The organism is Devosia sp. P2_G7 (assembly GCF_056403495.1).
This window is the reverse complement of the sequence record NZ_JBFUFI010000013.1, coordinates 33,164-55,303: the sequence shown is the minus strand read 5'-3', so window position 1 is coordinate 55,303 and position 22,140 is coordinate 33,164. Positions and strand designations below refer to the sequence as shown.

24 protein-coding genes are annotated in these 22,140 nt (G+C 65.4%); 11 read left to right on the top strand and 13 right to left on the bottom strand.

Annotated features, from left to right (window positions below; genetic code table 11):
• Nucleotides 1–18 precede the first annotated feature (18 nt).
• The 6 genes from AC1DWU_RS19205 to ubiE form a co-directional block, all read right to left on the bottom strand.
• Complete coding sequence (locus AC1DWU_RS19205; protein ID WP_477151612.1) at nucleotides 19–735, bottom strand: HesA/MoeB/ThiF family protein; 717 nt, start codon at nucleotides 733–735, stop codon at nucleotides 19–21.
• A complete protein-coding gene (locus tag AC1DWU_RS19200) occupies nucleotides 732–1,487 on the bottom strand; it encodes a DUF2259 domain-containing protein (protein WP_477151611.1) in 756 nt (251 codons plus the stop codon). The genes AC1DWU_RS19205 and AC1DWU_RS19200 overlap by 4 nt, the downstream gene beginning before the upstream one ends.
• Entirely contained in the window at nucleotides 1,441–1,899 is a 459-nt protein-coding gene (gene dut / locus AC1DWU_RS19195) for a dUTP diphosphatase (RefSeq protein WP_477151610.1), read from the bottom strand. The genes AC1DWU_RS19200 and dut overlap by 47 nt, the downstream gene beginning before the upstream one ends.
• Nucleotides 1,900–1,901: 2 nt before the next feature.
• Entirely contained in the window at nucleotides 1,902–2,522 is a 621-nt protein-coding gene (locus AC1DWU_RS19190; RefSeq protein WP_477151609.1) for a hypothetical protein, read from the bottom strand.
• 117 nt (nucleotides 2,523–2,639) lie between these two features.
• Nucleotides 2,640–4,178 carry a 2-polyprenylphenol 6-hydroxylase gene (gene ubiB / locus AC1DWU_RS19185; protein WP_477151608.1) on the bottom strand — a complete coding sequence of 513 codons (1,539 nt, stop codon included), beginning with the start codon at nucleotides 4,176–4,178 and terminating at the stop codon, nucleotides 2,640–2,642.
• A 4-nt stretch (nucleotides 4,179–4,182) separates the two neighbouring features.
• Nucleotides 4,183–4,938, bottom strand: a complete 756-nt coding sequence (gene ubiE / locus AC1DWU_RS19180; RefSeq protein ID WP_477151607.1) for a bifunctional demethylmenaquinone methyltransferase/2-methoxy-6-polyprenyl-1,4-benzoquinol methylase UbiE — start codon at nucleotides 4,936–4,938, stop codon at nucleotides 4,183–4,185.
• Nucleotides 4,939–5,088: 150 nt separating this feature from the next.
• Between ubiE and mutM the strand changes: the two genes are divergently transcribed.
• The 9 genes from mutM (at nucleotide 5,089) to AC1DWU_RS19135 (ending at nucleotide 15,233) form a co-directional block, all read left to right on the top strand.
• Nucleotides 5,089–5,970 (top strand): bifunctional DNA-formamidopyrimidine glycosylase/DNA-(apurinic or apyrimidinic site) lyase, encoded by an 882-nt coding sequence (gene mutM / locus AC1DWU_RS19175; protein WP_477151606.1) that lies wholly within the window; start codon nucleotides 5,089–5,091, stop codon nucleotides 5,968–5,970.
• Between the two features lie 238 nt (nucleotides 5,971–6,208).
• Nucleotides 6,209–6,475, top strand: coding sequence for a 30S ribosomal protein S20 (gene rpsT, locus AC1DWU_RS19170; RefSeq protein ID WP_055047341.1), 267 nt, complete (start codon nucleotides 6,209–6,211; stop codon nucleotides 6,473–6,475).
• Nucleotides 6,476–7,328: 853 nt separating this feature from the next.
• Complete coding sequence (gene dnaA, locus AC1DWU_RS19165) at nucleotides 7,329–8,783, top strand: chromosomal replication initiator protein DnaA (protein ID WP_477151605.1); 1,455 nt, start codon at nucleotides 7,329–7,331, stop codon at nucleotides 8,781–8,783.
• Nucleotides 8,784–8,933: 150 nt separating this feature from the next.
• The gene (locus AC1DWU_RS19160) at nucleotides 8,934–9,083 is read left to right on the top strand and encodes a hypothetical protein (protein ID WP_477151604.1); all 150 of its coding nucleotides are present in this window, start codon (nucleotides 8,934–8,936) and stop codon (nucleotides 9,081–9,083) included.
• A 215-nt stretch (nucleotides 9,084–9,298) separates the two neighbouring features.
• Nucleotides 9,299–10,417, top strand: a complete 1,119-nt coding sequence (gene dnaN / locus AC1DWU_RS19155) for a DNA polymerase III subunit beta (protein WP_477151603.1) — start codon at nucleotides 9,299–9,301, stop codon at nucleotides 10,415–10,417.
• On the top strand, nucleotides 10,414–11,001 hold the full coding sequence (locus AC1DWU_RS19150) for a HEAT repeat domain-containing protein (RefSeq protein ID WP_477151602.1): 588 nt from the start codon (nucleotides 10,414–10,416) through the stop codon (nucleotides 10,999–11,001). The genes dnaN and AC1DWU_RS19150 overlap by 4 nt, the downstream gene beginning before the upstream one ends.
• Nucleotides 10,998–12,125: a DNA replication/repair protein RecF gene (gene recF / locus AC1DWU_RS19145; protein WP_477151601.1), complete on the top strand. Its 1,128-nt coding sequence runs from the start codon at nucleotides 10,998–11,000 to the stop codon at nucleotides 12,123–12,125. Before AC1DWU_RS19150 ends, recF begins: the two co-directional genes overlap by 4 nt.
• 307 nt (nucleotides 12,126–12,432) lie before the next feature.
• Nucleotides 12,433–14,889, top strand: a complete 2,457-nt coding sequence (gene gyrB, locus AC1DWU_RS19140) for a DNA topoisomerase (ATP-hydrolyzing) subunit B (protein ID WP_477151600.1) — start codon at nucleotides 12,433–12,435, stop codon at nucleotides 14,887–14,889.
• Nucleotides 14,890–14,900: 11 nt separating this feature from the next.
• Nucleotides 14,901–15,233, top strand: a complete 333-nt coding sequence (locus AC1DWU_RS19135) for a hypothetical protein (RefSeq protein WP_477151599.1) — start codon at nucleotides 14,901–14,903, stop codon at nucleotides 15,231–15,233.
• Between the two features lie 10 nt (nucleotides 15,234–15,243).
• Here AC1DWU_RS19135 and AC1DWU_RS19130 read toward each other — a convergent pair whose 3' ends face one another.
• The 7 genes from AC1DWU_RS19130 to AC1DWU_RS19100 form a co-directional block, all read right to left on the bottom strand.
• On the bottom strand, nucleotides 15,244–16,011 hold the full coding sequence (locus AC1DWU_RS19130; RefSeq protein ID WP_477151598.1) for a nucleotidyltransferase domain-containing protein: 768 nt from the start codon (nucleotides 16,009–16,011) through the stop codon (nucleotides 15,244–15,246).
• Between the two features lie 238 nt (nucleotides 16,012–16,249).
• Complete coding sequence (locus AC1DWU_RS19125; RefSeq protein ID WP_477151597.1) at nucleotides 16,250–17,152, bottom strand: SH3 domain-containing protein; 903 nt, start codon at nucleotides 17,150–17,152, stop codon at nucleotides 16,250–16,252.
• Complete coding sequence (locus tag AC1DWU_RS19120; protein ID WP_477151596.1) at nucleotides 17,149–17,658, bottom strand: hypothetical protein; 510 nt, start codon at nucleotides 17,656–17,658, stop codon at nucleotides 17,149–17,151. Before AC1DWU_RS19120 ends, AC1DWU_RS19125 begins: the two co-directional genes overlap by 4 nt.
• 118 nt (nucleotides 17,659–17,776) lie before the next feature.
• Entirely contained in the window at nucleotides 17,777–18,757 is a 981-nt protein-coding gene (locus AC1DWU_RS19115; RefSeq protein ID WP_477151595.1) for an aldo/keto reductase, read from the bottom strand.
• A 56-nt stretch (nucleotides 18,758–18,813) separates the two neighbouring features.
• The gene (locus AC1DWU_RS19110) at nucleotides 18,814–19,083 is read right to left on the bottom strand and encodes a DUF1127 domain-containing protein (RefSeq protein ID WP_477151594.1); all 270 of its coding nucleotides are present in this window, start codon (nucleotides 19,081–19,083) and stop codon (nucleotides 18,814–18,816) included.
• Between the two features lie 50 nt (nucleotides 19,084–19,133).
• Nucleotides 19,134–20,120: an aldo/keto reductase gene (locus AC1DWU_RS19105; protein WP_477151593.1), complete on the bottom strand. Its 987-nt coding sequence runs from the start codon at nucleotides 20,118–20,120 to the stop codon at nucleotides 19,134–19,136.
• Nucleotides 20,117–20,266, bottom strand: a complete 150-nt coding sequence (locus AC1DWU_RS19100; RefSeq protein ID WP_477151592.1) for a YjiS-like domain-containing protein — start codon at nucleotides 20,264–20,266, stop codon at nucleotides 20,117–20,119. The genes AC1DWU_RS19105 and AC1DWU_RS19100 overlap by 4 nt, the downstream gene beginning before the upstream one ends.
• A gap of 191 nt (nucleotides 20,267–20,457) precedes the next feature.
• Between AC1DWU_RS19100 and AC1DWU_RS19095 the strand changes: the two genes are divergently transcribed.
• Nucleotides 20,458–21,345: a LysR family transcriptional regulator gene (locus AC1DWU_RS19095; protein ID WP_477151591.1), complete on the top strand. Its 888-nt coding sequence runs from the start codon at nucleotides 20,458–20,460 to the stop codon at nucleotides 21,343–21,345.
• 62 nt (nucleotides 21,346–21,407) lie between these two features.
• On the top strand, nucleotides 21,408–21,941 hold the full coding sequence (locus AC1DWU_RS19090) for a response regulator (protein ID WP_477151590.1): 534 nt from the start codon (nucleotides 21,408–21,410) through the stop codon (nucleotides 21,939–21,941).
• The last annotated feature ends 199 nt before the right edge of the window (nucleotides 21,942–22,140 follow it).

Here is a 22,140-nt window from a genome sequence, read left to right as displayed (position 1 = left end):
GGATAGATGAATACCAGCCTAGTAATTCAGCTCCGTGAACCGCGCAGCCCGCCCGTCATACAGTAGCAGGCGGCCGACCAGCGGGTCGCCTACGCCGGTGATCAGCTTGATCGCTTCCATCGCCATCAGCGTGCCGATTACGCCGGTGACAGCGCCGAGCACGCCGACCACCTCGCATGAGGGCAAGTCGGCTTCGTCCGGGGTATCGGGGTAGAGGTCGCGGAACTGCCTGCCGCCCGGCATTAGGACCGTGACCTGGCCGTCGAACATCGAAACGGCTCCTGAAACCAGCGGGATCCCAGCTGATTCCGCCGCTTCCGCGACGATCTTGCGGGTACCGAAATTGTCGGTGCCATCGAGCACCAGGTGGTAGCCCTCCAGCAGTCGCGCGGCATTCTCCTGGGTGATGCGCTCGATATGCGGGATGTACTCGACATGCGCGTTGAGCCCGGCAACGAACGTCCCCGCGCTCTCGGCCTTGGGCGTGCCGATGCCGTTGCTCTGGTGGATCATCTGGCGCTGCAGGTTCGAGAGCGACACGGTGTCGTGGTCGACCACGCCGAGCGTCCCGACGCCGGCCGCCGCGAGATAGGCGATCGCCGGGCTCCCGAGCCCACCGGCGCCGATCACCAGCACCCGCGCCGACTTCAGTTTCTGCTGGCCGTCGCCACCCACCCCGCGCAACACGATGTGGCGGGCATAGCGCTTTATTTCTTCCGGACTGAGGGCGGTCACTTGAGGCCAGTCACCGGCACGGCGATGAAGCGGCGGTCCGGTCCCTCGAAGCCGTGCGAGAACACCGAGATGATGGCGACCGGCGTGCGGCCCAGCCACGACCAGTTGACCGGCGCCACGATGCCGTACGGCCGGTAGGCGACGGTGCAGTTGCGCGAGGCGGGGACGCTGGTATCGCGATGCAGTTCCGTGGTCTGGCCATCGGCCTCCAGCGTCAGCGCGAAGCCGACCGGTGGCTCGAAGCTGAAGTCCTCTACGCAACGGACCGTCGAGGTGGATGCGAAGGTCTCGATCTTCAGCGTCACCGGGTTGGGTGGCGGGTTCATGTCGAACCCACGCGTGCCGAAAGTGAGCGTCGTGCCATCATGGCCAACCTCGCCATCGCCGTTCAGCGCCTCGATAACCGCCGGCTCGGTGATGTCGAGATCGGCAAATGCCTTAGTGGCGTGCTCCATCGCCTCGGTGCGGACGCCCGCGAGCGTTGGGCTCTCCTCGTCGTGCTGGACCCGGAACGGCGAGCCGCCGACCCATTTGTCCTCGGCGACATCGAGAATGAAGATGTTCGAATAGGGGAAGCCCGAGCCGTCCTGGATGCCGAACTCCTCGTAGCCGAAATAGCGGCCATCCGGAGAAAAACCGAGCAGTGCCAGGTTGGCGGCATCGCCGGCCAGCGTCGGGGCAGCCGCGAGCGCGAGAAAACCGAAACTAGCGGCCAGTCGAACCGAAGCCGCCTTCACCACGCTTGGTTTCATCGAGGGTCTCCCTGAGCGCGAATTCTATGCTCGAAACCGGTGCCACCACCATCTGGGCGATGCGATCGCCACGCTGGATGGTGAATGGGGCGTCGCCGTGGTTGATCAGGATTACCTTGATCTCGCCGCGATAGTCGGCGTCGATCGTCCCGGGAGTATTGAGCACCGTGACCCCGTGCTTGACCGCAAGTCCCGAGCGCGGACGCACCTGCGCCTCGTAGCCGGCCGGCAACGCGATCGACATGCCTGATGGCACCAGGGCCCGCTTGCCGGGCTCGATCGTCATGGTCTCGGAAGCGCCGAGCGCGGCAAGGAGATCAACTCCTGCCGCGCCCGTGCTCTGTTGTTTCGGGGCTTCGAGGCCCCGGCCGTGATCGAGCCAGATGAAATCGACTTTGACCCGATCCGTCATGGTCAGTTCGTATCGACGACGGCGAAGAACTCTTCGGGCAGCTTGGCGGTGCCGTCGAGCAGTTCGGTGAACTTCAGCACCACCTCGGCGGCGTTGTCGCCGACCTTGGTCATGTTGGTGTCGACGATGCGCTTGCCCTTGATGCGGATGGTGGCGGTGTGACCCTCGAAATAGGTCTTCATCATCGCCGCGGTCTGCGCGTCCTGTTCGCCGCCGGTACCTTCGCTGAGCTGGCTGGTCATCTCGCTGGTCTTGAAGGCGACGCGCACGACGCCCGGGCTCACCACGGTGAAGCTCGAATCCTTGTTCGGGCCGTCTTCTTCGGTGAGCTTGGCGAGTTCGCCTTCCTTCACGCTGACGCAGGTGGCGCTGCCATCGGCGTTCTCGGTGAGGACGTCGCCCTCTTCCTTGCAGAAGCCGTCGTCCGGCTTGGCGTTCTCGCCGCCCGCGGCGGCCATCTGCTTCAGCATCGGGTAGAAATCAGCGCCCATCGTCATGGTGGTGGTCGCCTTGCCGGTCGTTTCCGACTGGACGTCGATCTCCGCCGTCATGTCGATACAGCCGGCGAGGCCCGCGCTGAGCAGCAGGATCCCGGCGAGCCGGGAAATGGTCTTCAGGGTCATGGAATTCTCCTCAACATCGCCCGCCGCATTGCCCCCGTTGTAGGAGCCGGTCCCAAGCGCCGCAAGCTCATGTTGCCTCGGTATGGCCTCAGTGATGAACGCTTGATGAACCGGCGTTCAGAGTCCGAGCAGCCGCCACAGCGCCATAACCAGCACCGCCGCGGCGAGCCAGAATCCAGCGACGATCATGAAGCGGTTGAACTTGCGGTCCGGCGAGTTCTTATCGCGCTCGTAATCGTCGAGGGCCGTCTCGGCCTTGGTGACGATCGCGGGCAGACGGCCGAGTGTCGTCACCACCACGTCGAAGTGATCCTTCAGCTCCTCGATCCGGCCGAGAGGGCCGGCCGAGCGCCGTACCCAGTCGCCGACGATCGGCTCGGAAATGGTCCAGATGTCGAGCTCGGGATCGAGTGCCCGCGCCACGCCTTCGACCAGCACCATCGACTTCTGCAGCAGGATCAGCTCCGGCCGGGTCTGCATCTCGAACAGTTCGGTGGTGGCGAACAGCTGCCCCAAGACCTTCGCCATCGAGATATCGGAGACACGGCGGCCATGCTGCGGCTCGCCGATGGCACGCAGCGCCAGGGCAAAGTCGTCGATCGACTGGGTGCGCGGCACGTAGCCGATCTCGAAATGCCGCTCGGCGATCAGCCGGTAATTCCGGGTGATGAAGCCGTAGAGGATGTCGGCGAGAAAGCGCCGCTCGCGCCGGGTAATCCGGCCCATGATGCCGAAATCGACGGCGATGACATCGTGCGTCGTGGGGTCGGCGAAGAGGTTCCCCGGGTGCAGGTCGGCATGGAAGAAGCCGTCACGCACCGTGTGGCGGAGGAAGGCCTGCAGCAGGTTCTTCGCCAGCGCCTTGCGATCGACCCCGGCAGCATCGAGTGCCGCATTGTCGCGGATCGGGATGCCGTCGACCCAGGTGGTGGTGAGCACGCTGTCCGAGGTGTAGTCCCACAAGACCTTGGGGATGACGAAGCCGGCATCGTCCTTGATGTTCTCGTAGAACTCCGAGATCGCCGCTGCCTCAAGTCGCAGGTCGAGTTCGACGCGGGCCGAGCGGTCGAGCGTCGTCACGACGTCGACCGGCCGGAGGCGGCGGAGCTTCGGCACCAGCGTTTCAGCGAGCCTGGCGCCGGCATACTGGCTCTCGATATCCGCGCGGAAGCGCTGGCGAATACCGGGGCGGAGGATCTTCACCGCCACCTTGTGCCCGCCATTGCCCTCGGTGAGCGTCGCGTGATGGACCTGGGCGATCGAGGCCGCGGCGATGGGCGGCGAGATATTGGTGAGCTCGGCAGCGCGCGAACCGAGTGCCGCCTCGAGCAGCCCCGGAACGAGCTTGTCGTCGAACGGCTCCATCGCATCCTGCAGCACCGCGAGCTCGGCGGCGACGTCGGCGCCGACGATGTCCGGGCGGGTGGCCAGCGTCTGGCCGAGCTTGACATAGGTGGGCCCGAGCCGGTTGAGGGCGCGGGTGAGCCGCTCGACCTTGCCGGTGCGCTTCACCTCGCCACGTTCGAACAGCCGCCCGAAGCGTACGCCGGCCTGCATCACCGGCGGCAGCGCGTCATTGTCGAAGATCGACAGCGCACCTTCGCGCGCCAGAACGAAGCCGGCCCGGGCCAGGCGGAAATAGGCGGCGAGCCCCATGGTGTCAGAGCTTCCAGGCCGCGTGCAGCGCCGCGATGTTGCCGGTAAACGGGGTGTGGGTGACGCGCTTGAACCCGGCGTCCGAAATCATCCGGCTGAAGCGCTCGGGCGTCGGGAACTTGCGGATCGATTCCACCAGATACTGGTAGGGCTGCGCATCGCCGGTGACGGCGCGGCCGATCGGCGGAATCACCCGATCGGAGAAGGCCTTGTAGATATCGGAGAGCACCGGGGTATCGACCTGGCTGAACTCGAGGCAGAGGAACCGCCCGCCGCGCTTCAGGACGCGATGCGCCTCCTTCAGCGCCAGCTCGATCCGCGGCACGTTCCGGATGCCGAAGGCGATGGTGTAGGCGTCAAAGCTCTCGTCCTCGAACGGCAGCTCCTCGGCATTGGCCTCGACGAACTTCACCTGCGCCGGGAAGCGCCAGCCGTGCGAGCGCTCCTCGCCAACACGAAGCATATCGGCATTGATGTCGGAGACGGTGACCTCGGCATAGCCGACCGAGGCGTTGACGATGCGCTCGGCGATGTCGCCGGTGCCGCCGGCCATGTCGAGCACGCGGTACGGGACGCTCCCCTGTTTGGGCGGAGCAAGCCTCGCCACCATGGCGTCCTTCCAGATGCGGTGGACGCCGCCGCTCATCAGGTCGTTCATCAGGTCGTAGCGATCGGCAACGCGATGGAACACGTCGTTGACGAGGCCCTGCTTGTCGTCGAGGGCGACCGTCCGTTCGCCGAAATGCGTGGTCTCAGCCATGCTCGCGTCTCCGAATTGCCGGCGTTATAGCGGATGGGGCTGAGGCTTGCCATGCGGGAAACGGGCGCATGCTAAACCCTGACAGAACGGTGGGCTTGTTACCGGCGCCCCCTGCGGTCACATAGAGGCGCCGAACCCAGCGAGGATCCGATGCCCGAATTGCCAGAGGTCGAAACCGTGCGCCGCGGGCTCGAGCCTTACGTGACGGGCGCCCACATCGACAAGGTGACGCTGAACCGCAAAGACCTGCGCTTCCCGTTCCCCGACGGCTTCAAGACCGCGCTCGAGGGCGCGACCATCGAGAGCACCGGGCGGCGAGCCAAGTACCTGCTGTTCCGGCTGTCGAACGGCAAGACCTGGCTCAGCCATCTCGGCATGACCGGCGCCTACCGCTTCGAGGATTTCAAGTTCAAGGAACCGTCGCGGTATTACGAGCCCGACGAGGATAGGAAGCACGACCACCTGGTGCTCGAACTCACCCACCCCGAGCACGGCGCAATGAAGCTCATCTACAATGACGCCCGCCGCTTCGGCTTCGTCGATCTGTTCGAGCATGAGGCGGATAGCCCCTATCTCGAGGGCCTCGGCCCCGAGCCGCTATCCAATGCCTTCAATGCCGCCGAGATGGCTGAGCGCTTCGAGGGCAAGAAAGCCCCGATGAAGGCGGCGCTGCTCGACCAGCGTGTGGTGGCCGGGCTTGGCAATATCTACGTGAGCGAGGCACTGCACCGCGCGCATATCCGCCCGGACATCGAGGCACGGAAGCTGGTGCTGAAATCCGGCAAGCCGTCGAAGCGCCTCGAGGACCTGGCGGATGGGGTGCGCACTGTGCTGATCGAGGCGATCGACGCCGGCGGTTCAACCCTGCGCGATTTCCGCAATGCCGACGGCGGCTCGGGCTACTTCCAGCACCGCTTTGCGGTATATGACCGCGAGGGCGAGCCGTGCCCGACGCCTGGCTGTCGCGGGGTGATCAAGCGCATCGTCCAGTCGGGGCGCTCGACGTTCTTTTGTCCCGTGTGCCAGCACTGACAGCTGGTGCAGGTCCCGGACGGAGTACCTTCTCCCCTTGTGGGAGAAGGCAAGACGGTGGTTGTCGATGGTCGCTCAGCCCCTCTAGCCCCGCCTCCGGGGAATCCAGTTGACGTCCCACCCCGTCGCGACTATACAGCGCCCAACTTGGCGGCCCGAGATGCCGCCGATTTCATTTCATCGCCCCTGGATTTCCGGCTCAGGCTGGGCCAACGGGTTGAGCGCCAAAGAGGAATTGATGGCCAACACTGCTTCCGCCAAGAAGGCCACCCGCAAGATTGCGGCCCGTACCGAAGTGAACAAGTCGCGCCGCTCGCGCATGCGCACCTTCGTCCGCAAGGTCGAGGAAGCCATCACTGCTGGCGACCACGCCGTTGCCGTCGCTGCCCTCAAGGCAGCCGAGCCCGAGATCGTCCGTGCCTCGCAGAAGGGCATCGTCCACGCCAACGTGGCCGCCCGCAAGGTGAGCCGCCTGAACTCGCGCGTGAAGGCCCTGCAGGCCTGATCGGCCACCAGTCTTCAAGACGAAGTTACGACAGTTTTGCGAATGCCGAAGAGCTCCCCCACGGGAGCTTTTCTTATTTCGGGGTGAGCAAAGGCCCATCTCGCAGACTGTGACAGCTTTGCGACACTGGGCAACAGAGTTATCCCCTCGCGAAAGCCCTGCGTTTCCGGGCCTTTGCCAGTGTCCGTCATCAGAATTTCATCTGCCTGTCAGGAATGAAATGCCGCATTTGATGCGACGTTGCCACAATTGCCAGAGTGTCGAAAACCTCACGAAATCCCGATTCCCCCTTGAGTCACAGCGCCTTGGATTTGGGGGCGGACAAAGTGCCGCGGAAAGGTTTTTGCAAGAGGTGCGAGTCAACCCCCTCTAGGCAAAAAACCCCCGTTGATTGGAAAATTCCCCCCCTCTAAGATGGCCCTCGTCGCTCAGGAACATCCGGCGCTAGAACCGAGTAGAGGAGCGACATGACTGGCAGGAATGCTGACTTTGAGATCGTGGCTGAGGCGGTGTGGACGCAGCCGGCAGTCTTGGGGAAATTCCTTTCGTAGTCTGGTTTGATTAGTACTAGTTGTAGTCTTGCGGGCTCGTAAGACGTTGCGGTAGCCCGGGCGCGATCAGCGACCCGGATCACTCGAAAGTTTGAATAGACTGAACCGCGGCGAAGTTCGCGGGCAGGACAGGTTTGTCCGCAATTGCGGGCAGCAAGGTTGGCGGCGCTGCTCCCATAAGGGGCGGCATGAGAACAGGATTTGGGGCTAACACGATGGCGATGAACTCGGCGGCGGGTCGTGCTGATTGGATGACGGATGCAAATAGCGGAAAGGGGCTGGGCAGCGACAAGGGGGGAATGATGATGACCGGCAAGGACGGCCAGCAACTCGGCTCGAACGAGGTTTTCCAGCGCGTCCGTGCGCGGCTCAAGGCAGCCGTGGGCGAGGATGTGTTCAATTCCTGGTTCGCCCGGCTCGAGCTCGAGGAAATCGTCGATGATCTCGCCCACCTGAGCGTTCCGACCCGTTTCCTCTGCTCCTGGGTCCAGTCGAACTATTCCGAGAAGATTCTCGAGGCGTTTCGCGCCGAGTCGGCCGGTCTCGAGCGGCTGCACTTCACCGTGCGGGTCAACGGCCAGGCTCGGCCGCGCCTCCATCACGCCGAACCCGCGACCGAGTCGGTGGTTGCCGAGGTGACCACCGCGCCGCCGACGCCGCGTACCATTCGCGAGCCGGTGACGGCGCAGCCGGCCCAGCGCGGCGACGCGCTTTCCGGTTCCGCGCTCGATCCGAAGATGACCTTCGACAGCTTCGTCGTCGGCGGGGCCAATGAGATGGCGCTGCAGGTGGCGAAACAGGTCGCACACGCGGCCGCTAACAATACGGTGAGCTTCAACCCGATCTATATCCACTCGAGCGTTGGCCTCGGCAAATCCCACCTGCTCAATGCCATCGCCTGGGCCGCCGGGGCGGCCGAGCCGGGCCGGAACATCGTCTACCTGACCGCCGACCATTTCATGTACCACTTCATCACCGCCGTGCAGCGCCAGTCGGCGCTCGGCTTCAAGGAGTGGCTGCGCCGGGTCGATCTCTTGCTGATCGACGACATGCAGTTCCTGCAGGGCAAGTCCGCGACCGAGTTCGGCCATACTCTAGGTACGCTCCTCACCGGGGCCAAGCAGGTCGTGGTGGCCGGCGACGCGCCGCCGCGCGATCTCGAGATGCTCGACGAGCGGGTGCGCTCGCGGCTTTCCGGCGGGCTGGTGGTGCCGATCAACTCGTTCGACCTCGACCTCCGCCGTGCCATCGTCACCCGGCGCGCCGAGCAGGCCGTCAGCCGCTTCTCCGATGCGCATTTCGCCCCGGCAGTGCTCGACTATGTGGCGCGCGTCGTGGTCAGCCATGGCCGCGACCTCGATGGGGCGGTGAACCGCCTCCTGGCCGCCAACCAGCTGACCAAGGAGCCGATCACCGTGGCGCTCGCCGAGCGCACGCTGGCCGACCTGGTGCGCCAGCGCGACGCCCGCCGCGTCCGCATCGAGGACATCCTCCGCATCGTCTCGCGCCACTACAAGGTGCCGCGCAACGACCTGCTCTCGTCGCGCCGCTCGCGCGACGTGGTCCGCCCGCGCCAGATCGCCATGTATCTGGCCAAGGCCCTGACCTCGCGCTCGTTGCCGGAAATCGGCCGGCGCTTCGGCGGCCGCGATCACACCACGGTTCTCCACTCGGTCCGCAAGGTCGAGCAGATGATCAAGGATGACGGCGAGCTGGCCCAAGAGATCGAACTCCTCAAGCGCATGCTCGAAGAATGAGTTTTTCGCCCTCTCCTCAGGGAGAGGGCGCCGCCGGCTGAACCATTGGCGGATCTATGAGTTTCGACCCAGTAGGGTCTCTAGTGAGTTGTGGCGTTGCTGACATCGCGTTCGAGAGCCCCGCGGCTATTGCTGCGGATCAGGAAGGGCTTGAAGCGTCTCGACCTCGGGGCGCATCCCGAGCCCCCGCCGGTGCCACCCGATCGGGCCTGGCACGAGATGCTGGTGCGCCTCGACGCGGAGGATGCGGAGCGCCGGCTCGACGACATGGCGCGCGCATTGAACGGCGAGAAGCGCTAGCGGCGGTCGCTCGTTCTTACCTTCTCCCACGAGGGGAGAAGGCGATCGACCTCCAGGGCAGCGTTCGCGGTGCATTTTCTCTAGGGATAGCGGGCCTGCGGCCCCGGGCGCCCTTGCCTTTTGCCCCTTGAATTGTAATGTCGCAGCCCGGTTTCGCTTGGCTTTGACCGGGTTTTGACCGGGCAATAGCCGTCCGCGGTAGGGGTTTTGAGTTTATGAAAGTCACTCTCGAGCGCAACCATCTGCTCAAGTCGCTGGGGCACGTCCACCGCGTGGTGGAGCGCCGCAACACCTACCCAATTCTGGCCAACGTGCTGCTGAAGGCATCCGACGGCAAGCTCGACCTGCGCGCCACCGACCTCGATATCGAAGTGACGGAAAGCGTCCCGGCGATGGTCGGCCAGGCCGGCACCACCACGGTGCCTGCGCACACCCTTTACGAAATCGTCCGCAAGCTCTCCGATGGTGCCGAAGTGCGGCTCGAGAACGAAGGCACCGAGCAACTGCTGGTGACCTCCGGCCGTTCGCGCTTCCACCTCGCGTGCCTGTCGCCTGACAGCTTCCCGGACCTGAAGTCCGGTACCTTCACCCACACCTTCTCGGTCGCGGCGCCGACGCTGCGCGAGCTGATCGAGCGCACCCAGTTCGCCATCTCCAACGAGGAGACGCGCTACTACCTCAACGGCATCTACATGCACATGCTGGAAGTCGGCGGCGTGCCGACGCTGCGCGCCGTCGCCACCGACGGCCACCGCATGGCGCGCGCCGAGGCTGACGCGCCCACCGGCGCCAAGGGCATGCCGGGCATCATCGTGCCCAAGAAGACCGTGTCCGAAGTTCAGAAGCTGCTCGAAGGCGCCGAGGGCGACGTCGAGGTCGAGCTCAGCGACACCAAGATCCGCTTCACGCTTGGCGGCGTGGTGCTGCTCAGTAAGCTGATCGAGGGCACCTTCCCCGATTACGACCGGGTGACGCCCAAGAACAACGACAAGCAGATGAACGTCGACAAGCAGACGTTTGCGACGGCCGTCGACCGCGTTTCGACCATCGCGTCCGATCGCGGCGGCAAGGCGGTAAAACTGTCGATGAAGGAAGGCCAGCTCGAGCTTTCCGTCACCAACCCGGACCACGGCACGGCGAGCGAAGAGCTGGCGGTGGAATTCGAGCCCGAGAGCTTCGAGATCGGCTTCAACGCCCGGTACCTCCTCGACATCATCGGCCAGATCCGCTCCGAGAACGCGGTGTTCCTGTTCAACGACGCAGGCTCACCGACGCTGGTGCGCGAGGATGGCGACGCCAAGGCGCTCTATGTGCTGATGCCGATGCGGGTGTGACCGGCGCCCCCTCCTCCTCCGACCGGGAACGGCTCATCGCGGCGCTCCAGGATCGCGACGCTTTCCGTCGTCGTTCGGCGCTGGAGACGTTGGGGAGGACGCCGGCGGATGGCGTGCTCGATGGCTTGGTGCTGGGCGCACTCAACGACGGCTCTGGTTATGTTGTCCGTGCGGCAGCCGAGATCGCAAGCCGGTGGAGGCTCGGGGATGCCGCGCCGCAGTTGCGGCTGCTGTGCGCTGATGCCGACCCGCTGACGCGACGCGCGGCCTTGGGCGCCCTGCGCGAGGTGGGTTCGGAAGCAGATATCGACATGCTGCTTGGAGTTTTCTCGCGGGACAGGGAGCGCGACGTTCGCAACGCGGCGGCGTGGGCGATGGCGGCGCTGGCCGGCCCCGCCAGCTGGCGGCGTGCGCTGCCAGTCCTGCTCGGCGACACCACGCCACGACACCGGATATTTGCCTGCGAGCTGATCGCCAAGTTCGGTGATGCTGCGGACATGGAAACGCTGCGACCGTTGCTGGACGACGCCGACGGCCACGTCCGAAAAGCTGCGGCGAGAGCGCTGGACGGGCAGCCTTCATGATCCCCTCCCGCTACATCTCCCGGCTCCGCCTCTCCCACTTCCGCAACTATGCGTCGGCGGCGCTCGATCTCGACGGGCGGCACCTGGTGCTGGTCGGCTCGAACGGGGCAGGGAAGACCAATCTGCTCGAAGCGGTGTCGCTGCTGTCGCCCGGCCGCGGCCTGCGTGGTGCGCCGTTCGAGGAGGTTGCGGCGCAGGGTTCTGACGGGCTCTGGGCGGTGGCCGCGACCGTCGAGACGCCGGAGGGACCAGTCGATATCGGCACCGGCGCCGGCGGGCCCGAGGGTGGTCGCCGGGCGCGCATCAATGGCGCCAATGCCCGGACCATCGAGGAGATGAGCGCCTATCTCCGCGTGCTGTGGCTGACCCCGGCGATGGACGGCCTGTTCACCGGGGCCGCCAGCGAGCGCCGGCGTTTCCTCGACCGGCTGGTAACGACGCTGATCCCCGGCCACTCGGCCCAGGTGTCGGACTTCGAAAAGACCATGCGCCAGCGCAACCGGCTGGTCGACGAGGATGCCGATCCCATCTGGATCGACGCCGTCGAAGCACAGATGGCGGGCGCTGCCGCGGCGGTGCATTTCGCTCGTGCCGACAGCCTTGGCGAGTTGCAGGGGCTCATTGCGCAGGGCGTCGACGAGGCCAATTTCCCCGCTGCCCACCTGGCGCTGACCCCGCTCTTCGCCGACGGTCACGAGCCGCAGTCCTCGGCCGCGCTCGAGGCCGAGCTCCGGGCCCTCTGGCGCGCCAACCGCAATCTCGACCGCGCCGCCGGCCGTACGCTGATCGGCCCGCATCGCATCGATCTCGAAGTGCGCCACGCGCAGAAGGACATGCCGGCGGCGCTCGGCTCCACCGGCGAGCAGAAGGCGCTGCTGATCGGGCTGATCCTCGCCCATGCCCGACTGGTCAAGCGCTCCGCCGGCATCGCCCCCTTCCTGCTGCTCGACGAGGTCGCGGCGCACCTCGACCCGGGCCGCCGCGCTGCCCTTTTCGCCGCCCTCGACGGCCTCGGCACCCAGTGCTTCATGACCGGCACCGACCCGATGCTGTTCGAGGCCCTCGGCGAGGGGGCGCAGCGAGTGACGGTGAAGGATGGGCGGCTGGCGAAGGAGCCTGGCTAGGCCCCCGGCGAGCGCGACGAGTGCCTTCTCCCCTTGTGGGAGAAGGTGCCCGAAGGGCGGATGAGGGGTTCTCTCCGCGAACTCTGTCGCTCGTCGCTTCGCTCCGATCGCGCAACCTCCGGTTGCGGACCCCTCATCCGGCCCTTCGGCCACCTTCTCCCGCAAGGGGAGAAGGCCCATGCCCAGCTCCCCTCTGCGAACTCCTAAGCCTTGTAAAACGGGCTAAAAATAGCCATTTCCCTTGGGTAAGAGCACCCGATCCGCTAGACCCACTTTAGCGGACCTGCTGACCTGATTCGGGACCCCCTTGAGCACCTCCGAGACCCCCTCCGATCCGAACGAATATGGCGCCGATTCCATCAAGGTCCTGAAGGGCCTCGATGCCGTGCGCAAACGTCCTGGCATGTATATCGGCGACACCGATGACGGCTCGGGCTTGCACCACATGGTCTACGAGGTGGTGGACAACGCCATCGACGAGGCGCTGGCCGGCCATGCCGACCTCGTGACGGTGCAGCTCAATGCCGATGGCTCGGTGTCGGTGAACGACAACGGTCGCGGCATTCCCACCGGCATCCATGCCGAAGAGGGTGTTTCAGCGGCCGAGGTCATCATGACCCAGCTGCATGCCGGCGGTAAGTTCGACCAGAACTCCTACAAGGTGTCGGGCGGCCTGCATGGCGTCGGCGTTTCGGTGGTGAACGCGCTCTCGGTGTCGCTGAAGCTCAATATCCGTCGCGACGGCGAGGTCCACGAGATGGAGTTCGCGCACGGCAACGCCGTGGCGCCGCTGAAGCAGGTCGGCACCTATGTGCCGAACCACCAGCCGGGCACCTATGAAGGCCGCTCGGGCACGCTGGTGACCTTCCTGCCGTCGACCGAGACCTTCACCATGGTCGAGTTCGATTTCAAGACGCTGGAACACCGGCTGCGCGAGCTCGCCTTCCTCAATTCCGGCGTGCGCATTATCCTGCGCGACCTGCGCCATCCCGAGCCGGTGGAGATCGAACTCCACTACGAGGGCGGCCTCGAAGCCTTCGTGCGCTATCTCGACAACGCCAAGACCCCGCTGATCGGTGCGCCGATCATGCTCTCGTCCGAGCGCGACGGCATTACCGTCGAAGTGGCGATGTGGTGGAACGACAGCTACCACGAGAATGTGCTGTGCTTCACCAACAACATCCCGCAGCGCGATGGCGGTACGCACCTCGCCGGCCTCCGCGCAGCGCTCACCCGGCAGGTGACCAACTACGCCGAATCGAGCGGTATTACCAAACGCGAGAAGGTCACGGTTACCGGCGACGATATCCGTGAAGGCCTGACCTGCGTGCTTTCGGTGAAGGTGCCGGATCCGAAATTCTCGAGCCAGACCAAGGACAAGCTGGTCTCGTCCGAAGTGCGGCCGGTGGTCGAGAACGGCGTCAACGATAAGCTGCAGCAGTGGCTCGAGGAGCATCCGGCCGAGGCGAAGTCCGTCGTCGGCAAGGTGGCCGAAGCCGCCATGGCGCGCGAGGCCGCTCGCAAGGCGCGTGAACTCACCCGGCGCAAGTCGGCACTCGACGTGAACTTCCTCGCCGGCAAGCTCAAGGATTGCTCCGAGAAGGACCCGGCCAAGTCCGAAATCTTCCTCGTCGAGGGCGATTCCGCCGGTGGCTCCGCCTCACAGGGCCGCGACCGCTACACCCAGGCCGTGCTGCCGCTGCGCGGCAAGATCCTCAATGTCGAGCGCGCCCGCTTCGACCGCATGCTGGGTTCCGAGCAGATCGGCAACCTGGTGATGGCGCTCGGCACCTCGATCGGCCGCGAGGAGTTCAACCCGGACAAGCTGCGCTACCACAAGATCATCATCATGACGGACGCCGACGTCGACGGCGCCCATATCCGCACCCTGCTCCTGACCTTCTTCTACCGGCAGATGCGCGACCTGATCGACCGCGGCCACGTCTACATCGCCCAGCCGCCGCTCTACAAAATCAAGCGCGGCTCGTCCGAGCAGTACCTGAAGGACGAGCGGGCGCTCGAGGATTACCTGATCGATACCGGCACCGATGATGCGGTGCTGACCACCCGCGATGGCGTCGCCCATGCCGGCGAGGACCTGCTGCAGATCGTCAGGCAAGCGCGCGAGATCGTCCACGCCATCGAAGGGCTCAACACCCGCTACAACCGCTCGCTGATCGAACAGGCAGCCATCGTCGGCGGCCTCGATGCCGAGGCGCTGCTCCACCCGGCGCGCACCGCCACCATCATCGAACGCGTTGTCCGCCGGCTCGACCGGCTGGCCGATGAAGTCGAACGCGGCTGGCAGGGCCAGTCCGATGGCCAGGGCGGCCTGAGCTTCACCCGCACCATCCGCGGCGTCACCGAAGTGCACTCGATCGATGCACAGTTGCTCGCCAGTGCCGATGCCAGGAAGATCCGTGCCACCGTGGAAAAGCTCGCCGATCTCTATGGTGGGGTCGCCAAGCTCACCCGCAAGGACCAGAGCTTCGACATCTACGGCCCGTCCTCGCTGTTCGGCGCCATCAACGCTGTCGGCCGCAAGGGCATCTCGCTGCAGCGCTACAAGGGCCTGGGCGAAATGAACCCCAGCCAGCTGTGGGAAACGACGCTCGATCCGAACGTCCGCACCCTGCTGCAGGTGCAGATCAAGGAAAGCGACGACCACGACCGGTTGTTCTCCAACCTGATGGGCGACCTGGTCGAGCCGCGCCGCGAGTTCATCCAGGACAACGCCCTGAGCGTCGCCAACCTCGACGTCTGACGGGGCCGGCGATGGAATGGCTCGTCGCGGGCATTCTCGTCATTGTCGCGATCGCGGTGCTGTGGTTCGTCGCGATCGCGCTGGCGAAGCGTAGCCGCTACGCCCGCCTGATGCAGAAATATGCCGACGAGAAGCTCGTCGACGCCCTGATCTCGAAGACCATTTGGCAGGGCATGACCGCCGAACAGCTGCGCGACAGCTGGGGCGAGCCCGCCTCGATCGAGGAAAAGGTGATGAAGACCAAGATCAAGCAGGTCTTCAAATACCGCCCGGTGGCCAAGGACCGCTACCGCGACAAGGTCACCCTCGAAGATGGGGTTATTGTCGGCTGGGACCAGAAGTAGCGGGCGGACCTCAGTTGCCGGGAGTGCTGGCAGCGATGCGTGCCTCCAGCGGCGCTTGCTGGCTGTAGCCATCGAAATGGTACCCGCCATGGCGCTCGAGCTCCGCCTCGGCCAGTGCGACGAGGGCGGTGGCGTTGCCGTGGACCGCCGCGCGGAAAGCCTCGTCGAAGCTGTCGGCGAGCTGACTGTCGAGCCGTCGCAGCAGCCGTGGACCCCACTTGCCTACGCCGCTCCACGCTCCGCGCCCCAGCAGCATCAGGTCGATCAGCCTGGGATAGAGGTGTGCCGCGATGGCGGCGATCTCGGCAACCGGCCGCTCTCCCTTGAGGTCATCCACCAGGTCGCTGGCCATGTAGCGCATTGTATCGTGGGCGGGCCCGGCAAGCGGGAGAGGGCCCTTCGCGAGTGCTTCTGCCGCGCTGATCCGGATCGGCTCGGCGAGAGCGCGGTTGGGGCCGATGACCACGCCTGAAGCCACCATATTGGCCATGATTGGACGACCGCCCTCGATGTCCTTGTCCTGGTAGTAGGCGAGCGTCTCGGGATCGTGGGCGAACACCTCGACCGGGAAGCCGTCTTCGATGAACGATTCCCGCCAGGCGCGTTCGAGGCGGGGGAACACGACGACCAGGTCGATGTCCGAGCCTGTGGTGCCCTGCCCGCGCATGATCGATCCGGTGACGAAGGCGCAGGCGGCACCGCCGTATCGCTTGGAAAGGGCCTTCTCGGCTACGGCAAGCGCGCGGTCGGCGATAGCTTTGTTGTGGTGCTCGTTCACGGCGATGTCCTTGTGGGTTGGGACACGTCGGGACCAAGAAAAACCCCGCTCGTATCCGGGCGGGGTTGGTCTGCGCAGTCAATGAACAGGGCTAGTTCATGCGCCAACCGACCACCGCGGCACGGTGGTGGTAGAGGTGGTCGAGGCTGCCTGGTTCCTGCTCATGGCCGGAGCGTAGCCGAGGCAAGCGGGGCCGTCAAAGCTGGCGCTCGCCGGCGGCCCCTTCGTCCCGCCAAAATCACTGTGCGGCAAGGCGCTGCTCGATCATCGACGCATTGTTGTCGAGGTTCTTGCGGTTCACGCCGTCGATCGCCTCGGTCGCGAGTGGACCGGCATAGCGCTCGTAGGCGGCACTGACCCGGTCGTTGAGGGCCTTGGCGCCCTCGAGGTTGCCAGCGTTGATCATCTCCGGAATCAGCGAATAGAGCCGCAATTCCCATCGATCGTATTCGGTCAGTGCCTGGCGAATATCCGGGATGCGCAGAAACGGCTCGAACGAGCCCTTGGTCTCCTGACCCTCGTCGACTGCGGTCACGATCTCGCGCAGCCGGTCCACCAGCTCGGGCTGCAACCCCCACGGGCTGAGGCCCAGTCCGTGGATCGGCCGCACCTTGGTGAACAGGTAGTACGAACCGGCAAACCACCCGCGCAGCCCCCTGAGGTGGGACTTGGTCCACTTCTCGTCGGCACTTTCAATCAGCTTGACCCATTCCTGGCAGCCGAACAACGCGCGGAACGCGCTCTTGATGTCGCTCGGCTGCGTATGCCAGCAGAGGGCATCCGCCTTGTCGGCGTCATTGAGCGTGAAGTTGTACCGGTAGACCCGCACCGGGATCTTCTTGCCCGAGTACGGGGTGAAGACGAATGCCGGAATGCTGGTGCTGTTCTGACTGTCCCACTCGATGGTGAGGCTTACCGGCAAGTCATCGACAAGCCCCGGCGTGAAGGCAATCGGCCCGGAACTGGCATCCTTGGTGAACGCCATCGAGATCTCGTCGCCGCCCGACGAAACGTAGGCGCCCTTGGCAATTCCCGAGGGCTCCACATAGACCATCAGCTGAACCGAAGCGTCCTCGGCGTAAGCGGCGGTGGCGATGGTTGCGGCGAGCGCCAACAGTCCAAACTGCGCAAGTGACCTCATGGTTGTTTCCCCAGCGTCTGGCCGATCAGCAGCATCATCACGATGCCCAGGTTGCTGGCGACATCCCGGAACAGCGTCGGCAGCCCGGCGTACCGTGCCTTGATCTCGACCGATTGGAACGCATCCAGCAGGCTGGCGGCGAGCAATGCGGCGATGGTGCCCAGCAGCGGCACGAGAAACAGCCAGGCGGCCACCCGTCCGTTGCGCAGCATGCTGAAGTTCGCGCCGAGGAACAGCGCGGCCAGCGGCAGCACCAGCTTGTGCAAGACCTCCAGCACGCTACCCTTGGCGCTGGCCAGCGGGTTGACGAACTCGATCAATGCGTTCGTGTCGATCACCGGCTTCGCCCCGGCGGGCCCCGATGCAAGCTGCAGGATGAAGTCCGTCACCAGCACCACCGGCAAGGCGGCGTAGACGGTGATCAGTGCCGCCAGCACAAACAGCTGCTGGCGGCCCTGCAACCGCGCGAAACCCTGTACATCGCCTGCTTCCAAGTCCTGTGCCATGGCTGGCCCTCCCCTTGGCGGAACACTACCCGCGAGGGCGGAACTTGAGGTGAGGGTTACTACGTGCGCAGTTTCGCGTGTCGGGTTGGACAATCCGCCGACACGCCCGACGTTCGCCTCAGGCCGGCAACCCGGCCAACCCGAGACCGTCAATCGCAGCGATCTGTGCCGGCTCGAGCGGGCCCTCGCGTTCGGCACCCAGCGCGTCCGCCAGTTCGTCGCGGTTCTTGACCCCGAGCACCAGTGTTTCGACCCCGGCCATGCCAAGCGCGTAGCGATGTGCGATGATGGCTGGGTCGGCGCCCCATCTTGCACAGAGGTCGCGGAAGGGCGCGGCGCGGCGAAAATCCTCCATGTCGCGATCGTCGGCCCGCAACTCACGGTCGAAGCTGTTGGTGAGGGCGCCCGCCTGTACCGCGCGGATCGCCATTACACCCACTCCGTTGGTCTGTGCCGAGGCGATGATCTCGCGCGATCGCGATGGTGTCCTGAGCCCGGTGAGGCCGCCCGGGCTGTCCATCAGATTGGCCACCGCCTGCACGGCATCCGGACGCGGCGTGTGCACGAGCGCATCGAGGATGGTCTCGGGAACGCTGACCCCGGTGATGCCCCAGCCGCCGATCAGCCCCTCGCGCTTCAGGCGTTCGAAGGCCGGCACTACGGCATCGCGATAGCTCGACCAGCTGGTGGCGATTTCGGCGCGACGCTCGTTCTCCGCCGGGTAGACAAAGTCGTCGGCGCAGATCTGGTTGTGGAGGAAGAACAGGTCGACCCGTTCGAGCAGCATGGCCTTGAGGCTCGCCTCCAACGACGCACGGAAACGTGGATAGACCTGGTCATCCGGGATGGTGCCGATGCCGCATTTGGTGGTGACCTTTACCCCCTCGGGCACCCGCCCCTCGAAGGCTTCGCCGATCAGCGCCTCGCAGATCTTGTAGCCGGGCGCCGCGTCGATCACGTCGATCCCCTCGTCGACCGCCATTCGCAGTGTGGCGATACCCTCCTCGCGGCTGGTCGGACCCCAGACCTGGCCGATGCCGCCGCCGCCCAGGGTCAGGCGACTAACCTCGCCGATCATGCCGAACTGGTGCTTTTTCATTGTGTGTTCCTTTGACTAGGAAGCGACGGCCCCTCGGGCCGTCGCTCCACTCTGGTTCAGCTCATGCTCGGCACGGTGCTACATTCGCTGCCCTTTCGGCCGAGCGATGGCGGTCGTGCCGTGCTCGCGGCTACCACAGCCGGCCGACTGGCCTCGTCCACCAGCGTCGCATGGGCAACGACGATCCCGGTCCGGGAAATCTGCGGGATCAGTTCCCGCTCGATGCCCATATCGGCCAGCAGGCGGTCATCGAGCCCTTGCAGCCGTTCGATGCCGGACTGGATACGTGCCCAGGACATTATGCGCTCAATGAGAGTGTCGAACATTTGGTTCTCCTTCATCGACGCGAGGGGCGGTCGTTGCTGATCGTCTCGCGTCAGGCCAGTTCCCGCGAAAGCAGGGCACTGATTTCGGCCATCGCGGCCGGGGAGAGCGGGCCCTTGTCGAGCGCGCCCAGGTTGTCGCGGATCTGTGCCTCGGTCTTGAACCCGGGGATTGGGATGGTCTGCGGCGAACGCGCCAGCACCCAGCCGAGGGCGCCCTGCGCGATCGTGCGGCCGCCGCTGGTGAGCACGTCGCGAATGGCATCGAGCTTCCGCAAGGACTCCGCCGACGGCCGCCCATCCTTGAAGTCGCGCACCCAGCTATGCCCGGCGCCCCGCACATCGTCCGTCGACACGCGCGACTGCGCCGTGAACTTGCCGGTGAGGAACCCCATGGCAAGCGGCGACCGGATCAGGTTCGGCAGCCCATGCTTGTCGCACAGCGCCACCATTTCCGGGCCGTCGCGGAACACATCCAATCCCTGCTGCACCGCCTTGAAGTGCGGGAAGTGCAGCACCCTCGACACGGCTTTCGCGTCATCGGTACTCCAGCCCCAGGCGGCGATGTCGCCGGACTCGGCGCGGCGCTCGAGGGCCGGTGCCAGGCGGTCCATCGCTTCGGCCGAGGCATCGCCAACATGCAGCTGGTAGAGGTCGATGCGATCGCGCTTCAACCGCTTGAGCGAGGCATCGAGCGCCAGCTCCATGTAAACAGGCGTGACGTCTGTGCCCGTTAGCTCGCGCTTCGCCCGGTCATGGGTGAAGCCGAACTTGGTGGCGATCACCACGTCCGGACGGTTGCCGAACGCTTCGCCCAGCACCTCCTCGCTGTGGCCGGTGCCATATGCATCGGCTGTGTCGAACAGACGGGCGCCGAGCTCGTGGGCCAGCGTCAAGGCCCTCAGCGACTGGTTGTCGTCGATCTCGCCCCAGCCATCGTTGCGACCGTCCATCTTGAACGGGCCGCCAATGGCCCAGCAGCCGATGCCGATGCGCGGGACCTCGAGCCCGTTCCAGATGCGTAGCGTCGTCGGGCTCATTTCTCACCCGTCCGTACGCTGTGGGCGATGCAGCCGCGTTCGATGCCGAGATCGGCCAGCAAGACATCGTCCAGCTGCTTGAGCCGCCGGATGTCGCGGCGGATGCGTGACCATTCGATCAGGCGGCGTGACAGTGTTCCGAGCATTTTCCTTCTCCTTCATCAGCGCAAAACATCTCGTCTCGCGGCAACTCAGCTGAGCTGCCGTAACCAGACTGTCGCTTTGCGGCTTGCTGGAAAGTCGCTGTTGCTTCAGTGCTTTCCTGAGACCCATACTTGCTCATTCTGGGCTTGAAGCGATACAATCAGCTTCGCAACGAGCTTTTCAGGAATGAAAAATGAGCGTCGGTGAAGCAATCTCCTGGGACGACCTGCGGCTGTTTCTCGATGTGGCGCGGCTGGGCGGACTGAGTGCCGCGACCGCCACCACCGGGCTCAGCGCCGCCACCCTCGGGCGCCGGGTCACCGCCCTCGAGCAGCAGATCGGCGAGCCGCTCTTCGTGCGCCGACAGACCGGCTACCAGCTGACCCTGGCCGGCGAGGAGCTGCTGGCTCGCGCCCAGGATGTCGAAGCCGCTATGCAGGAGCTGAAGCGCTGGCGCGACGGCACGCTGGGCGAGAAGATCGTCCGCATCTCGGCCGGGACCTGGACCTCGGCGTTTCTCTCCCGGCATATCGGTGAGCTCTGGCACGTAGACGACAACATCCGGGTCGAACTCGCCACCGCCTACGGCAAGCTCGACATCGGGCGCCGCGCCGCCGACCTGGGGCTACGGTCGGAGCGGCCGGTGGAGCCCAATCTCGCCGGCCGGCAGATCGGCCGCGTAGCGCATGCGATCTATTCCGGCCTCAATCTGATCAACGGCATAAAGGCGGGACTGTTTGTCGGCATCACCGGCGAGGCGGCAAACGTCGCTTCGGCCCGCTGGCTGATGGCCCACCACGGCGACCGGATCGGGGTGCGCGGCAACGATGTGCAGAGCGTGCGCGAACTGGTGGCAGCCGGCGCCGGGCTCAGTGTCTTTCCCTGCTTCGTGGGCGACAGTGATCCTCGGCTGGTGCGGGTGGCGACGCCGATCGCCGAACTCGAGACCGAGCAATGGCTGGTGTCGCACCACGAGGACCGCCACCGGCCGGAAGTGCGGCTGGTCGCCGACCGGATCGCCAAGCTGATGCGCGAGCATGGCCCGCTGTTCAAGGGCGAGCGGCGCCTCCCGCCGTCTTAACCTCGCGGCAAGCGGCGCGGGCCGATACTCCGCGCGGGAATGCAATCGTGGAGTGCCTGAGGATGCGGGCCTGTGCCTATGTGGTCGGCCCGCCGGATGGCCCCGGCGCAGCGCTGGCGGATCTGGCGCGCGGACTGGGTTTTCCGATCGTGCAAACCTATGCCGGCCTGGCCGCGGCCGAAACCCAGGCGCAGCAGACGCCACTGCTGTTCTTCCTCTTCGCCGCGGTCGATGACGTCGCCGGGCTGAAGGCCGTGGCGGATGCCATCCGCTTCTCGCCCAGCCGGCGCATCCGCTTCTCGCCGATGGTGTATTTCTCAGAGAGCCCGCTGGTCGAGGCGATCAAGACCTGCGTCGAGATGGGCTTCGACGACGTGCTGACCCTGCCGTTCACGCAACAGCGGGTGACGGCACGGCTCGAGCGGCTGGTCGAGCACACCCAGGTGTACTTCGAGACCGCCGACTATCTCGGCCCCGACCGCGGGGCGCAGCGGACCCACAGCCGGTCCGGCAGCCAATACCGCAGGCTCGAGATCATCCGCTCCCCATCGCGCGGCGTGAGCGTGATGCGCGATGAGATGCAGGTGGCGATTTAGTTTATCCGGGCGATCTCACACCCACCGACGTCATTCCCGCGAAGGCGGGAACCTAGTGGGATGCTGCATCGCCAGCAGATGTCGAGAGATCGCACTGGGTTCCCGCCTTCGCGCGGATGACGCCGGTGGCTGGGCGCCAGCGGGTAGTCGTCCGGCACCAATACTCCCCATCACAAAGCCTAACTTGCCCAATTGAACC